This is a genomic window from Bradyrhizobium sp. 160, assembly GCF_023073735.1.
In the GTDB taxonomy this organism is placed as follows: Bacteria; Pseudomonadota; Alphaproteobacteria; order Rhizobiales; family Xanthobacteraceae; genus Bradyrhizobium.
The window spans coordinates 96,653-109,531 of sequence record NZ_JADPKD010000083.1 but is presented as its reverse complement, the minus strand read 5'-3'; the positions used below and the strand labels follow the sequence as shown (position 1 = coordinate 109,531).

The 12,879-nt window shown below is 64.1% G+C and carries 15 protein-coding genes; 4 read left to right on the top strand and 11 right to left on the bottom strand.

Annotation, left to right across the window (positions count from 1 at the left end; translation table 11 throughout):
• Positions 1 to 11 precede the first annotated feature (11 nt).
• From IVA98_RS34460 to IVA98_RS34425, 8 genes are all read right to left on the bottom strand, one after another.
• Positions 12 to 1,481: a TadA family conjugal transfer-associated ATPase gene (locus tag IVA98_RS34460; protein WP_247356660.1), complete on the bottom strand. Its 1,470-nt coding sequence runs from the start codon at positions 1,479 to 1,481 to the stop codon at positions 12 to 14.
• Between the two features lie 20 nt (positions 1,482 to 1,501).
• A complete protein-coding gene (locus tag IVA98_RS34455) occupies positions 1,502 to 2,770 on the bottom strand; it encodes a CpaE/TadZ family protein (RefSeq protein ID WP_247304848.1) in 1,269 nt (422 codons plus the stop codon).
• On the bottom strand, positions 2,767 to 3,501 hold the full coding sequence (locus tag IVA98_RS34450; RefSeq protein ID WP_247304846.1) for a CpaD family pilus assembly protein: 735 nt from the start codon (positions 3,499 to 3,501) through the stop codon (positions 2,767 to 2,769). Before IVA98_RS34450 ends, IVA98_RS34455 begins: the two co-directional genes overlap by 4 nt.
• A 20-nt stretch (positions 3,502 to 3,521) precedes the next feature.
• A complete protein-coding gene (locus IVA98_RS34445; RefSeq protein ID WP_247304923.1) occupies positions 3,522 to 4,997 on the bottom strand; it encodes a type II and III secretion system protein family protein in 1,476 nt (491 codons plus the stop codon).
• A gap of 11 nt (positions 4,998 to 5,008) precedes the next feature.
• Positions 5,009 to 5,806 carry a Flp pilus assembly protein CpaB gene (gene cpaB, locus IVA98_RS34440; protein ID WP_247304844.1) on the bottom strand — a complete coding sequence of 266 codons (798 nt, stop codon included), beginning with the start codon at positions 5,804 to 5,806 and terminating at the stop codon, positions 5,009 to 5,011.
• A gap of 129 nt (positions 5,807 to 5,935) precedes the next feature.
• Positions 5,936 to 6,460, bottom strand: a complete 525-nt coding sequence (locus IVA98_RS34435) for an A24 family peptidase (RefSeq protein WP_247304842.1) — start codon at positions 6,458 to 6,460, stop codon at positions 5,936 to 5,938.
• 119 nt (positions 6,461 to 6,579) lie between these two features.
• Positions 6,580 to 6,717 (bottom strand): hypothetical protein, encoded by a 138-nt coding sequence (locus IVA98_RS34430; RefSeq protein ID WP_247277941.1) that lies wholly within the window; start codon positions 6,715 to 6,717, stop codon positions 6,580 to 6,582.
• A gap of 77 nt (positions 6,718 to 6,794) precedes the next feature.
• Positions 6,795 to 6,959, bottom strand: a complete 165-nt coding sequence (locus tag IVA98_RS34425; RefSeq protein ID WP_247304840.1) for a Flp family type IVb pilin — start codon at positions 6,957 to 6,959, stop codon at positions 6,795 to 6,797.
• Between the two features lie 265 nt (positions 6,960 to 7,224).
• On the opposite strand from IVA98_RS34425, the gene IVA98_RS34420 reads away from it, so the two are divergent.
• From IVA98_RS34420 to IVA98_RS34405, 4 genes are all read left to right on the top strand, one after another.
• Positions 7,225 to 8,052 (top strand): sterol desaturase family protein, encoded by an 828-nt coding sequence (locus IVA98_RS34420; RefSeq protein ID WP_247304839.1) that lies wholly within the window; start codon positions 7,225 to 7,227, stop codon positions 8,050 to 8,052.
• 148 nt (positions 8,053 to 8,200) lie between these two features.
• Positions 8,201 to 8,698: a pilus assembly protein N-terminal domain-containing protein gene (locus IVA98_RS34415; RefSeq protein ID WP_247304836.1), complete on the top strand. Its 498-nt coding sequence runs from the start codon at positions 8,201 to 8,203 to the stop codon at positions 8,696 to 8,698.
• A 249-nt stretch (positions 8,699 to 8,947) separates the two neighbouring features.
• Complete coding sequence (locus tag IVA98_RS34410) at positions 8,948 to 9,526, top strand: TadE/TadG family type IV pilus assembly protein (protein ID WP_247304833.1); 579 nt, start codon at positions 8,948 to 8,950, stop codon at positions 9,524 to 9,526.
• 32 nt (positions 9,527 to 9,558) lie between these two features.
• Entirely contained in the window at positions 9,559 to 10,128 is a 570-nt protein-coding gene (locus IVA98_RS34405; RefSeq protein ID WP_247304830.1) for a TadE/TadG family type IV pilus assembly protein, read from the top strand.
• A gap of 113 nt (positions 10,129 to 10,241) precedes the next feature.
• On the opposite strand, the gene IVA98_RS34400 is transcribed toward IVA98_RS34405, so the two are convergent.
• From IVA98_RS34400 to IVA98_RS34390, 3 genes are all read right to left on the bottom strand, one after another.
• Positions 10,242 to 10,454: a cold-shock protein gene (locus IVA98_RS34400; protein WP_247277830.1), complete on the bottom strand. Its 213-nt coding sequence runs from the start codon at positions 10,452 to 10,454 to the stop codon at positions 10,242 to 10,244.
• Positions 10,455 to 10,719: 265 nt separating this feature from the next.
• Positions 10,720 to 11,007 (bottom strand): translation initiation factor IF-1, encoded by a 288-nt coding sequence (gene infA, locus IVA98_RS34395; RefSeq protein ID WP_247304828.1) that lies wholly within the window; start codon positions 11,005 to 11,007, stop codon positions 10,720 to 10,722.
• Positions 11,008 to 11,030: 23 nt separating this feature from the next.
• Complete coding sequence (locus IVA98_RS34390; protein WP_247304826.1) at positions 11,031 to 12,602, bottom strand: DEAD/DEAH box helicase; 1,572 nt, start codon at positions 12,600 to 12,602, stop codon at positions 11,031 to 11,033.
• Between the last annotated feature and the right edge of the window lie 277 nt (positions 12,603 to 12,879).

Sequence of the window (12,879 nt, the reverse complement as noted above, 5' to 3'; positions counted from 1 at the left end):
CGCTGACCTGCTCACGTTGTCGGCGCCACTTCCGCGGCGTCGAGCGCGGCGGCAAGGCGCTTCTCTTCGCCGTAATAGCGGGCGCGTTCCCAGAATTTCGGGCGGCCGATGCCGGTCGAGCGGTGCCGGCCGATGATCTTGCCGTTGGAGTCTTCGCCGATCAGGTCGTAGAGGAAGATATCCTGGGTGATGATGGTGTCACCTTCCATGCCCATCACTTCGGTGATGTGGGTGATCCGCCGCGAGCCGTCGCGCAGGCGTGCGGCCTGAACGATGACATCGATGGATGCGCAGATCATCTCGCGGATGGTGCGCGAGGGCAGAGAGAAGCCGCCCATAGTAATCATGGATTCGCAGCGCGACAGCGCTTCGCGCGGATTGTTGGCGTGCAGCGTTCCCATCGAGCCGTCATGGCCGGTGTTCATGGCCTGAAGCAGGTCGAACGCCTCGGGGCCGCGGACTTCGCCGACGATGATGCGTTCGGGGCGCATACGGAGGCAGTTGCGCACCAGCTCGCGCATGGTGACCTGGCCTTCGCCTTCGATGTTGGGTGGGCGGGTTTCGAGCCGGACCACATGAGGTTGCTGGAGCTGGAGCTCGGCCGCGTCCTCGCAGGTGATGACCCGCTCGTCGTGCTCGATGTAGTTGGTCAGGCAATTGAGCAGCGTCGTCTTGCCCGAGCCGGTACCGCCGGAGATCAGCACGTTGCAGCGGACCCGTCCGATGATCTGGAGGATCTCTGCGCCTTCCGGCGAAATCGCGCCGAACTTGACGAGCTGATCGAGCGTCAGCTTGTCCTTCTTGAATTTGCGGATGGTGAGGGCGGGGCCGTCGATCGCGAGCGGCGGCACGATAGCGTTGACGCGGGAGCCGTCGGCGAGGCGCGCGTCGCAGATCGGTGAGGATTCGTCGACGCGCCGGCCGACCTGGCTGACGATGCGCTGACAGATATTGAGGAGCTGCTGGTTGTCGCGAAACCGGATTCCGGTGCGCTGGATCTTGCCGCCGACTTCGATGAAGACGGTGCCGGCGCCGTTCACCATGATGTCGGCGATGTCGTCGCGCGCGAGCAGGGGCTCGAGGGGGCCATAGCCGAGCACGTCGTTGCAGATATCGTCGAGCAGTTCCTCCTGCTCGGCGATCGACATCACGATGTTCTTGATCGCGATGATCTCGTTGACGATGTCGCGGATTTCCTCGCGGGCGGACTCGGAATCGAGCTTGGCGAGCTGGGCGAGGTCGATGGCCTCGATCAGCGCGCCGAAGATGGTGGCCTTGACCTCGTAATAATTGTCCGACCGCCGGCTCTCCATGGCGGGAGGCGGCGGGGCCTTGGCAGGGGCAAGCGGCGGCGAGGCGACGGCCGGCGGGAGCGGGCCGCGCGACACCGTCGCCGCCGGAGCCTGGGAAGGCTCGGGCAACACGGCGCCGGGCTTGGGAGCCCGAAGGTCGGTGTCTGTTCCGCTACGCTTACCGAACACTTAACAACTCCATGCGGCGGCTATTTTCCCCGCAACTTCTCAATCAGGGGTGAAAACAAGGACGACTTTTGTTTCTTGGTCTCGCTCCGGCCGGTCAGGCGCTGGGCGATCTGAAGGAACATCTCGATCGACTTGTGATTGGCCGAGATCTCCGCAATCATCTGCCCGTTATTGGCCGCCGAGCCGAAGATCTGCGGCTCGAACGGAATCGAGGCGACCGGCTGGCTCTCGATCGCTTTGGCGAATTCCGTGGCGGCGATTTCGGGACGTTTCGGAACACCGACCTGGTTCAGGCAGTAGAGCGGCGGCCGGTCGTTGGGGCGCGAGGCCTTCAAAAGGTCGAACAGGTTCTTCGTGTTGCGCAAATTGGCCAGATCCGGCGCGGCCACGATCAGGATATCGTCCGCTCCGATCAAGGCGCGCTTGGTCCAGCCCGACCATTGGTGCGGCACGTCGAGCACGATGCAGGGCATGGTGGAGCGCAGCGTGTCGAATACGGCATCGAAAGCGTCCGAGCCGAAGTCATAGACGCGGTCGAGCGTCGCGGGCGCCGCCAGCAGGCTGAGATGGTCGGTGCATTTCGACAGCAGGCGGTCGATGAAGGCCGTATCGACGCGATCGGGTGAGAACACGGCGTCGGCGATGCCCTGTGGCGGGTCCTGGTTGTAGTCCAGCCCGGCCGTGCCGAAGGCGAGGTCGAGATCGGCGACCACCGCATCCATCGCGAGATCGCGCGCGATCGCCCAGGCAACGTTGTGGGAAATGGTGGAAGCGCCGACGCCGCCCTTGGCGCCGACGACGGCGATGATGCGGCCGACCGCCTTGGCTTCGGGCGCCGAGAACAGGTTGCAGATCGAGCGCACCACGTCGATCGCGGAGACCGGCGCGAGCACGTAGTCGCTGACACCGCGGCGCACCAGCTCGCGGTAGAGCATGACGTCATTGATGCGGCCGATCACGACCACGCGGGTGCCGGCGTCGCAGACGGTGGCAAGCTGGTCGAGCCCGCCCAGGAGATCGTTGCGGCCGTCGCTTTCGAGCACGATCACGTTTGGTGTCGGGGCGGAGCGATAGGCTTCGATCGCCGCCGCCATGCCGCCCATCTGGATCTTCAGATGGGCTTTGCCGAGACGGCGATCCTCGCCGGCCGACTGCACCGCGGCAGCGGTCTCTACGGTCTCGCAGAAGGCCTGGACCGAGACACGCGGCGAGGGCGCAATATGCTCATCAAGCGGCGGGGGTGGGGCCTCCGGCTGCTCTTCTTGAGGCTGGCGAGCGTAGCTGATCATTTGCCGGTGTCGCTGAGTTTGGCCTTGTCGGCTTCAGGATAGGAGACCGCCGTCGGCGTTCCTTTGCGATATTTCTCGAGGAGCGTGGTGCGACGCGCCATGTAGGACGGCGTTTCGGCCCTCGGCTGCTCGAGGTCCGACGGATTGCTGACCATCGCAGCGAGGTTGCGCTGATAGGCGCAGCCGTAATTGTAATAGTCCTTGTTCTCGAACCAGCTCTTATTCTTCATCGAGGGGCCGATGTCCTCCGGCCACAGGCCGCAGGGACCCGCGACCGCGGCGATCTTGGAGTAAGTGAGCCGGATCGGCGGCAGGAAGCGCTTGTCGTCCGGCTGATAAGGGCGAACGTTGACGCCGCGCGGCGGAACGCCGGCCGCCGCCAGTATCGCCTGGATCTCACGCATGGTGTCCGCGACCGGACGTGCGTTGGGCGTGCCGGATGGCACGTCGATCCGGATCGCGCCGGTGCCCTCGTGCAGCCAGGCCGAGGCGACGCCCATCACGTCGGCGCGCTGGGCGGCGGTCAAGCCGCCGCGGGCGTGGCCGACGAAGACGACGATCGAGCGGTTCTGCTCTTCGATCGCGATCGGATGGCGCTGCTTGTAATCGTCGGGAATGGAGGCGGTGACCGCTTCGTCGTGCTGGCAGCCGCCGAGGGCGAGCGCCATGCCGACGAGCGCGCCACCGAGGCGGATGGCGCGTTTGCGAAGCTGGGGTGGTCTTATGATCATCGTGAAGTCCCCGTTCCGCCTCAGTCGGTGATGAAGCCGTAGGTGCCGCGGTAATTTCTGGCCGGTTCGGTCCGTCCGGGCACGCCGTAGATGCGGTTGATGTTGCCGATCAGCTCGGCCTGCGGATCGGAAGGCGCGGCAAAGCCGTCATCCGGCCGCGACAGATCCTTTTGCGCAACCGCGCGAACGACATAAGGCGTCACGATCACGACCAGTTCGGTCGCGTTGTTGACGAAGTCGCGGCTGCGGAACAGCGTGCCGAGGATCGGGAGCTGCATCAGCCCCGGCAGTCCGCTGACCGCCTGCTTGGTCTGCTGCTGGATCAGGCCGGCCATCGCCATCGCGCCGCCCGAGGGAATTTCCAGCGAAGTCTCGGCGCGACGGGTCCTAATCGAGGGCACCGTCAGCGAGTTCACCGACGTCGAGGTCACCGCCTGGGACAGCGTGATCGCATTCTCGTTCGACAGTTCCGAGACTTCGGTCATCACGCGCAGGCTGATCTTGCCCTCGCTCAGGACCACCGGAGTGAAGTTGAGCGAGATGCCGAACTTCTTGAAGCTGATCTGGGTGGTACAGACATGCGTGGTCGGATCGCACGCATAGCCTGCCGGCACGGGGAATTCACCGCCGGCAATGAAGGTCGCCGACTCGCCGGAGATCGCGGTCAGATTCGGCTCGGCCAGCGTACGGATCACGCCCGCGGTCTCCATCGCGCGCAGGGTGGCCTGCACGGACGGCGTCGCGCCGAATTTCGTAGTCAGGTTGTTACCGTCCACGAGATTGTGGCCAAGGGCCGTGAACGGGTTGGAATTGGAGAAGCTCACCACGGAGGTGCCGTAGTTCAGGTTCGCGGAGAGGTCGATGCCGAGCTGCTTAACAATGTTGCGCTGAACTTCAGCCACCGTCACCTTCAGCATGACCTGATCGCGGCCGCGGACCACGATCGAGTTCACCACCTTGTCGGCGCCGCCGGCGAGGCGCGCGGCGAGATCATTGGCCTGCTGCGCTTCGAGCGGGTTCGCAGCCGTGCCGGTCAGGACGATGCCGTCGCCGAGGCCGTCGATCTGGATGTCGGAGTTGGGCAGGATCTGTTTCAGTGCGGCCCGCGCGCCGTTGAGGTCGCGCTTGACCGCGATGTCATAGGCCGCAATCTGCTGGCCGGCGGAATCAAAGAACACGATATTGGTCTGGCCGACCGAGGCGCCGATGATGTAGGCCCGCTGCGCCGAGCGGACCACCGCATTGGCGATCTTGGGGTCTGCGACCAGCACATCCTTGATGTCCCGCGGCAGATCGACCACGACAGATTTGCCGATGCCGAGCGAGAGGAAACGCGCGTTCATCTGGCCGTCGGCCGCGACCGGCACCACGGCGCGGTAGTCGGCGGCGACCACCGGGCTAAGGGCCGGGTTCAGCGTCAGCGCGAGGACGGCCGAAAACGACAGGGCGCGAACCAGTGAGGTTCGCATCGTCGCCAGATTTGCCCTGCATTTCATATCGACTGTCTTCATCGTGCTTTCGCCGTCTGACTTGGAATGCCGTAGCGAATGATCGAAACGCCGTCGCGCTTCTGCGCGGATTCGTCGAGCGTGATCTCGCTGAGCTTGACGTCGGCTATGCTGCGCAACGCCAGCGACAGCGTTCCGGCCTGGCGGGCCGACGAAAGCGCCTGGGTCTGCGCCGCATTGAGCTCCAAGGTCACGGTTTTGCCGACCACCGTGTTCTGGCCGTCCTTCTCCTTCGGCGCTTGGTCGATGGCCAGGACGCGGATGTTGGCGAGGATGATTTCGGAGGTGACGATGTCCGGGGCGCCGCTGCTCTGGTCCGGGTTCTTGAGGCGGCGCGTGAGGATCACATCGACGCGGTCGTTGGGCAGGATGAAGCCGCCTGCGCCGGTCTCCGGCGAGATCTCGGTCGAGATCGCCCGCATGCCGGAAGGCAGGATTGCCGCCATGAAGCCGGAGCCCTCGGCCTTGACCAGCTTCTGGTCGCGGATCGGCTCACCCTGGATGAAGGGAGCGCGCGCGATCGAGCCGGTCACCTGGGTCGCGCCCTCGGGACGCTCGTTGCGGCGGATGAAGGTGGCGCTGGCGGTCGCGGCCGGCCAAGTCTGCCATTGCACGTCGTCCGGCTTCACGGTCTGGCCGAGACCGATATCGTTCTTGGCCACCAGAACGTCGACGGTCGGAAGCTGCGCGACCGGAGCCGGAGGCGGCGCAGAATTGTCCGTGCCGCTCGCCAGGTACGCGGCGACGCCGCCGGCCCCGATAGCGACCGTCAGGACGACAATGCGTGCCCTATTCATACGCTTCACTTTCCAACAAAAACGCCGCGACGCTGCCGCCGCCGTAATCGGCAGTTGACCAGCTATTCGTCAAAGCATGGTTAATGAGGCGTATCTAAATCGCCTCAACGCCCGGTTTACCCGGTGCGTTCAGCGCAGTGCGAGGTGAGCGAGGTCGATCGCCTTCACCCATTCGGTCTCTGGGTAGACCATCAGCGCGCTCAGTGCGAGCGCGATTCCGTAGGGAATGCCGCTCTCCTTGGCGTGCAGCCGTGCGAGCCAGGCTTGGCCCGCCAGTCCGTAGGGCAGCGGCCATTGCCGGAACTGGAGCAGGAGCAGCGTCAGCGCGCCACCGAACAGCGAAGCGTAGAGTAGGAAGTTGATCAGATGTGCAAAGCCGAACCAGAGTGCGACTGAGGCCGCGACCTTGGCATCGCCGCCGCCGACCCAGCCCATCGCAAAGCAGGTGAAGGCCACGACCAGGAGAAGTGCGCCGGCACCGAGATGGCTCAGCACCTCGTAAGGCGCCATGCCACCGGCGAGGGCGAGGGCGAAGAAGCCTGCGACCAATGCCAGCGAGACGCGGTTCGAGATCGTCATCGTGAAGAGATCGCTCGCGGCGGCGAACGCCATGAGGGCCGGGAAGAGCAGAAGGCGCGCAAGGTCGAGGATCATGGGCTGCGTCTTGAGGCCTGGTTGTGTCGCCGAAGCTGGCGGCGCGGATGCTAGCCGGCAGTGCTAAACAAACCGACAACGGCAGCCGGGCGGCGGGGGTGGCACCGCCGCAAGCGTGCTCACCAGAGGCTGGCGATGCGCACGGCGAGGACGAGCGTCGCCAGCAGCAGCGCAAGGCAGACCCAATAGGCCGGCGAGCTGGTCTGCGACACCGCCTCGTTCGCCGCGACGGCGGCATCGGTTCTGTACTCGCGCAACGCCACTGGAACTCGCCGTCTTCAGAAAAACAAAGGCCCCGGAGGTCCGGGGCTTTTGCGGTCGCTCGTCAAGCCGCTTACTTCAGCGACGTGCTGATCGAGCCGAACTTGCTGTTCAACGTGCTGCCGAGATTGTTGACGACGGTGATGATGGCCAGCGCGATGCCGGCGGCGATCAGACCATATTCGATGGCGGTGGCACCGGATTCGTCCTTCGCGAAACGCGCAATCAGGTTCTTCATGAACAAAACTCCGTCTGGATGGGATCGCCTCGTTCGGCGCTGTCTTTGACGCGACGAACATGAGAGTCGAGCTCTTTCGGTAGCGTTAATTCATTCGAGCAAACCCGCTTGTGGCGCGGTGCTTTTGGCCAGAGTGAATTTCGTCTTAATAAGGCAGTTGAATTCGGTCTGTTCCGAATGCAGCGCATGCACCGCCGGCTTCACCCTCCTTTAAATCTAGCGGAGTAGGCCTAGGCGGGACCAGCAATTCGGAAGTGAGGCGACGATGTCGAGCCTGCCCATGCAAGTCGCCCTGATGCTCGGCGAGACGATCCAGAAGATGGTCCCCGTCACCCTGGTGCTCGCGGCAATCTTCACCGTGCTCGAGCATTTCTGGGCCTGCAATCCCGGCGCGCCGTGGTGGCGCAAGCGGGAGATCCTCACCGACATCTGCTACTGGTTCTTCGTACCGGTGTTCGCCCGCACCATGCGGATCGGACTGCTGATCGTGGGCGCCGGCGTGGTCTTCAGCATCCACGATGCCGACGACCTCATCGCTTTCTACGACAACGGCCATGGCCCGCTGTCACAGCTGCCGCTGTGGCTACAGGCCGTGCTGTTCCTGGTGCTGTCCGATTTCATGCTGTACTGGCTGCACCGGCTTTTCCACGACGGTGGCTTCTGGAAGTACCACGCGATTCATCATTCGTCGGAGGAGATCGGCTGGATTTCCGCGGCGCGCTTCCATCCCGTCAACCTCATGCTCGGGACGATCAGCGTCGACGTCGTGCTGCTGATGGCCGGTATCTCCCCGAACGTCATGATCTGGGTCGGTCCGTTCACCACCTTTCATTCGGCCTTCGTGCACGCCAATTTGAACTGGACCTTCGGACCGTTCAGATATGTGCTGGCGACGCCGGTATTCCACCGCTGGCACCACACCTCGCTCGAAGAGGGCGGCGATACCAACTTTGCCGGGACGTTCCCGATCTGGGACGTGCTGTTCGGCACCTTCCGGATGCCGGAGGGCAGGCTGCCGCAGGATTATGGCAAGGACGAAGCGACCATGCCGAAGGAAATCGGCGGGCAACTCGCCTATCCGTTCCGCCGTTAGCGCGGCGCCGACGATTCGGAAGCTCCCTTCAAACAATAGTCGGCGAGTTTGCGGAACGTTCACGAATTAAGCGCAGGTTAGCCGGGTCGGGCACCGGCTCCGCTGTTTGATCGTTTCTGCCGGTTTGTGACGTCCCGGGGGTAAGAGTATGCGTAAAGAGTTGCTGCGCCGTCAGGCGCGCGTCTGCCTTCTGGTTGCGGCCGCGGTGCTGGCGTCGCCTGGTGCCGGCCTTGCCGAGCCCACCGCCGATACCATCGCCGTCAATGTCGACCAGGCCAAGCTGGTACGGCTCCCCGGCAAGGTCGCGACCATCGTGGTCGGCAATCCCCTGATCGCGGACGTCACGCTCCAGCCTGGCGGCATGATCGTCGTGACCGGGAAAGGTTATGGTGCCACCAATTTTATCGCGCTCGACCGGGGCGGCGAGATTCTGGTCGACCGCCAGATCCAGGTCGAAGGTCCGAGCGATCGGCTCGTCACCGTCTATCGCGGGATCGAGCGCGAGTCCTATAGCTGCCTGCCGCTTTGCCAGCGCCGCGTCACGCTCGGCGACAGCGATGCCTACTTCAACAACACGATGAACCAGGCGGGCACACTGAGCGGCAATGCCAGCGGCACGGCCGGAGCCGGCGCCAAGACCAACTAGCAGAACCGGCGAAGTTGCTCGGGCAGGATCGCCTCACCGGCCCGGGCGCTGGCGCCTCTCACGAGGAGCTCTTCTCTCCGCGCGCCTTGTTTCCGCGTGGCCTTCCTGCCTCCCCTGTGCTTGGGCGTTCGTGGTTAACGCATGCTTAACGAGGCGGTCTGACCGGAGCGGATCGCCTGAAACACTTAAACAATCAGTTTTCGCTATTGAAGCGGGCAGATGATTGCCGTTGCCGGGGAATTTGACGCGATGCCATCGCCTGCGCCTACGAGGTTCACGCCGCTCGCCGCGCTGCGCCGGTTTCGCGGCAACCGCCGCGGCTCCGCGGTCGTCGAGTTTGCGCTGGTCGCTCCGGTGTTCTTCGCGTTGCTGTTCGCCATTATCGAGACGGCGCTGATGTTCTTCGCGGGCCAGGTGCTCGAGACCATCACCCAGAATTCCGCGCGCGTGGTTCTGACCGGGCAGGCACAATCCGGCTCAGTGACGGCCTGCGCCGTCTCCGGCGTGAGCAAGCCCTGCACGCAAGCAACGTTCAAATCCTATGTCTGTAGCCAGATTCCGGCGCTGTTCGATTGCAACAAGCTCTATGTCGAAGTCACCAGCTTCTCGTCCTTCGCCGCGGTGACGCTGCCGACCCATATCGACGGCAGCGGAAATTTCGACACGAACACGAGCTACAGCCCGGGCGGTGCGGGCGACATCGTGGTGGTGCGGGTGTTCTATCAGTGGCCGCTGTTCGTCACCGGGTTCGGCTACAACACCTCCAATCTTGCCGGCAGCAAGCGGCTGCTGGTTGCCACGGCCGCGTTCAAGAACGAGCCTTACTAGGACCAATGGATCTGGACGGAACGATGCAGACGATGTCGAGAATCTGGTGGGTGGCCCATTGCGCCGTGGGCGAGTTCGTCGCGGACAGCAGGGCGCTCGCGGCGACCGAATTCGCGGTGATCGTGCCGCTGATGCTGGTGATGTTCTTCGGCACAGTCGAGTTCTCGTCGGCGGTGGCGATCGATCGCAAGGTGACGCTGATGGCGCGGACGCTGTCCGACCTCACCTCGCAATCGATTTCGGTCGGCGATACCGACATGACCAATTTCTTCGCGGCCTCGACCGGCGTCATGACGCCGTATCCCACCACGACGGTGTCGGCGACGATCAGCGAACTCTATGTCGACCCATCGACCCTGCAGGCGCATGTGCAGTGGAGCAAGGGATCCGTGCCGCGCACGGAGAAGTCCCTGGTCACGATTCCCACGACGCTTGCGGTCGGCGGCACCTACCTGATCTTCAGTGAGGTCAGCTACACCTACACGCCGACGATCGGCTACGTGCTCAAGAACGCGGTCACGCTGAGCGATGTCGCCTATACCCGCCCGCGCCAGTCCACCTGCGTCTATTACAGCCCGGCTACGGCCTGCACGGCCTACTGACCGCAGCGCCTCCTTCCGACATGAATAAGGCCGTGCGTTGCGCACGGCCTTTTCGATTCCTTGGCTCGCCTGAGCCGGTCCGGGGCAATATCCGGACTATGGGCCCGGCGGGCTCAGCCTGCGGCGCGGAGGTTGTCCGCTGCCGACTTTCCGGAGCGGCGGTCGGCCACGATCTCGTAGGAGACCTTCTGGCCTTCGTGCAGCGAGCCGAGGCCGGCGCGCTCGACGGCGCTGATGTGAACGAACACGTCCTTGCCACCGTCATCGGGCTGAATGAAGCCATAACCCTTGGTCGCGTTAAACCACTTCACGGTTCCCATGCTCACTGGGGTAGTCCCTTCTAGATAGCACCATGTAAGAGCCCGCTCGCGCAGGCAGGTTAGATCGAATTTTTGGAAGGGTCGTCAGCGTGTCTGAACCGGCTGTACCGGTGGATGCGAATGTCGTCCGGCCGAAAATCGATTAATTCAGTTTATCGGAATTAGGGCTTCAAAACAATCCGGAGCGCACGATTTTTTGATCCGCCGCGAGGTGCGCGGCGGATCAGCATACAGACCAGAATTTTACTTCCGCGCTGACGCGCCCGAAGGACTAACGGCGGCGGAACTGGCCGCCGCGCTGGCCGGGACGAGGCGGTCCGCCTCCCGTGCTCGGACGTTCGTCCTTGTGGCGGAAAATCAGCCGGCCCTTCTCGAGGTCATACGGTGACATCTCCACCGTCACGCGGTCGCCCGCGAGCGTCTTGATCCGGTTCTTCTTCATCTTGCCGGCGGTGTAAGCAACGATCTCGTGTCCGGCGTCGAGCTGCACGCGGTAGCGTGCGTCGGGGAGGATTTCGGTGACCAGTCCTTCGAACTGGATCAGCTCTTCCTTAGCCATGAATTTCTCCAGGTCGTGGACGGCTAGTGCGAAAAGGGTTTGCGATTCGGTTGACCGTTCGGCCGACTCTCGCGGCGCAAAAAGGCAACGCCTTGTATCCCATCAGGCGTCCCGGCGCTATGCGCGGAACGCTGTTCCGGACGGTCGGTTAGCGACGAATGCATCTTAGCACCGGAACGGCGGCGACGAGATGCCTTCGAAGCTTTCGGGCCAGTGCCGGGCCGCCCGTCAATATGCCGTCCCTCGCCGGGGCGTCCGTCCCCCTGCTTGCCGGCGCTGTGGTGGCGCCCGTCGGCATGCCTCTCGTCGGAACGCCGCCCGTCACCCTGCCCGTGCCGTGCGCCTTGCGGACGCTGGCCCGGACGGCCTGGCCGACCTTGTCGTTGCTGCGGCGGGGGAGGACCGGCATCCCGGCGACCGGCGTCGGTGCGGTGGTCCTCGCGCGGCAACGCCACGCGGATCAGGCGCTCGATGTCGCGGAGATAGCCGAGCTCGTCACCGCCGGCAACCAGCGAGATCGCGGTGCCGTCGGCGCCGGCGCGCGCGGTGCGGCCGATGCGGTGGACGTAAGTCTCAGGCACGTTGGGCAGATCGAAATTGATGACGTGGGTGATGCCGTCGACGTCGATGCCGCGGGCAGCGATGTCGGTGGCGACCAGGGTACGGATCTCGCCCGACCGGAACTGGCCCAGCGTTCGTTCGCGATGGTTCTGTGACTTGTTCCCATGAATGGCGCTGGCGGGGATGCCCGCCTTCTCCAGTGTCTTTACGACCTTGTCGGCGCCGTGCTTGGTGCGGGTGAAGACCAGCGCCCGGTTGACCGGTTCTTCCTTCAGCAGCTTGGCGAGGAAGGCCGGCTTGGCCGAGAAGTCGACCTGGAGGATGCGCTGGTTGATCCGTTCGGCGGTCGAGGAGACCGGGGTCACCGCGACGCGGGCGGGATCACGCAGCATGGCGTCGGCGAGCTCGGCGATGTCCTTCGGCATGGTGGCCGAGAAGAACAGCGTCTGCCGCTTGATCGGCAGCTTGGCAACGATTTTGCGGATGTCGTTGATGAAGCCCATGTCGAGCATGCGGTCGGCCTCGTCAAGCACGAGGAATTCGACGCTTGAAAGCTTCAGCCCGTTGCTCTGGACAAGATCGAGCAGACGGCCGGGAGTGGCGACCAGAACCTCGACGCCCTGCATCAGCGAGCGGACCTGGCGGCCCATCGGCACGCCGCCGATGGCGAGTGTTGAGGACAGGCGGATGTGGCGGCCATAGGCATTGAAGCTGTCGAGGATCTGGCCGGACAGCTCGCGGGTGGGCGACAGCACCAGGACGCGGGCGGTCTTGGGCTGCGGCTTGATGCGGTTCTCGAGCAGGCGATGCAGGATCGGCAGCGCGAAAGACGCGGTCTTGCCGGTGCCGGTCTGGGCAATGCCGACGACGTCGCGGCCGGTCAGCGCCAGCGGGACGGTCTGAGCCTGGATCGGGGTGGGGGTGACGTAGTTCTCTTCACGAAGAGCGCGTGCGATGGGTTCGGCGAGGCCGAAATCCTGAAACGAAGTCAAAAGAGGGGTTCTTTCCATGTCAAAGGCGGGCGCCCGGCGCATTCGGCGCGGCGCGCGCATAGGGTGTCGAGAAGACACCTGCGTGTTTGGGGTGTCGGATGGGCTTGGGAGATATGGGGCAAGCCAGAGGCCCGTAGGGGCTTAAGAACACGCAGCTCGCAACGACGGCTTGATTCGCAAGCAGTCTCGACCGTTCATATGGAACATCGTGGGGGCGCTTTCAAGGCAGGTTCGCCCCAAACGACGGTTGCGGCGCAGAAATAGTTGTGCCGGAAATTTAGCCAGAGCGGACGATTTGCATATAAAATAGGCCGTCTGC